2 protein-coding genes are annotated in these 1,470 nt (G+C 36.9%); both read left to right on the forward strand.

Going from position 1 to position 1,470, the window contains the following annotated elements; all coding sequences use genetic code 11:
- On the forward strand, positions 1-481 hold a 481-nt coding region (locus tag A9G42_RS05010; protein WP_143426105.1), incomplete at its 5' end, for an integrase core domain-containing protein.
- Positions 482-608: 127 nt separating this feature from the next.
- Positions 609-1,470: IS256 family transposase (locus tag A9G42_RS05015; protein WP_065652685.1), on the forward strand; the 862-nt coding region annotated here is incomplete at its 3' end.

Raw genomic sequence — 1,470 nt, forward strand, 5'->3', positions numbered from 1 at the left:
AGGTGAATGTTGGTCAATGGATTTTATGAGTGACAGTAGTCGTAATCAACGTCGCTTTAGGACATTCAATGTCATCGATGACTTTAATCGTGAGGCGTTAGGTATTGATATTGCAGTAAGCTTACCAGCAGGAAGGATTACCCGTTACTTAGATAAACTGGACGAATATCATGGGTATCCATTAAAAATACGGGTCGATAATGGGCCAGAATTTACAGGAAAAACCTTTACCAACTGGGCTAAATTACATGGTATAACCATTGATTATATCCAGCCCGGTAGCCCTTATCAAAATGGCTATATTGAACGATTTAATCGTACCTATCGTACTGAAGTACTCGATTTATATCTTTTTAACAACTTAGCACAAGCAAGGAGAATAACCGAAGAATGGTTAACGATTTATAATACCGAAAGACCGCATGAGGCATTAAATAACATGACACCGATTGAGTATAAAACACTAAAACAAGCAGCATGATTTTCTACATGAGTTGTGTACTAAGTTTGGGGTATTTACAACAGCAGATTTCATTAATATAAAATCAGAGACTGTTCAATATTCTGTGTCATTTCGGTAAACTATGTAACAAAAAAGGAAATGACCCATGTCCCAAGAATTTGATTTTGAAAAAGCATTAAAATTATTACAAAATGGTCAACCGCTAACGGGTAAAGATGGTATTTTAACGCCATTAATCAAGCAGCTAACAGAAGCGGCGTTATCGGCGGAATTAGATTCTCATTTAGCCAACGACATTACCCCTAATCGGCGTAATGGTAAGAGTTCAAAGACAATAAAAAGCTCATCAGGCAGTTTCGAACTTGATGCACCAAGAGATAGAAACGGTTCATTTGAACCTCAACTCATCAAAAAAAATCAGACAACATTAAACGATGAAATTGAACAAAAAATTCTCAGTATGTATGCGCTGGGGATGAGTTATAAAGATATCAGCCAGCATATTGAAGAGATTTATGCTTTTCGTCTTTCTCCTGCAACTTTAACCGCCATTACAGATAAAATCATTCCTGAGCTCAGATTATGGCAACAACGACCGCTAGAATCGCTTTATCCGTTTGTTTGGATGGATGCAATTCATTATAAAGTAAAAGAAGATGGGGTTTATCACAGCAAGGCTGTTTATACTGTACTTGCACTTAATTTAGCCGGAAAAAAGGAAGTATTAGGCTTGTATTTATCTGAAAACGAAGGGGCTCATTTTTGGTTATCGGTGTTGACCGATTTACAAAACCGAGGATTAAATGACATTTTAATTGCTTGTGTCGATGGATTAGTTGGCTTTCCTGAAGCGATTAATACTATTTACCCACAAACAGAGGTTCAACTTTGTGTTATTCATCAAATCCGCCATTCAATTAAGTATGTTGCCTCTAAACATCACAAAGCATTTATGAGCGATTTGAAACTTGTTTACAAGGCGGTCTCTCGTGAAGCAGCAATTGATG

Origin of the sequence: Gilliamella sp. Nev6-6 (assembly GCF_001690605.1) — a bacterium.
Classification (GTDB): domain Bacteria; phylum Pseudomonadota; class Gammaproteobacteria; order Enterobacterales; family Orbaceae; genus Gilliamella; species Gilliamella apicola_C.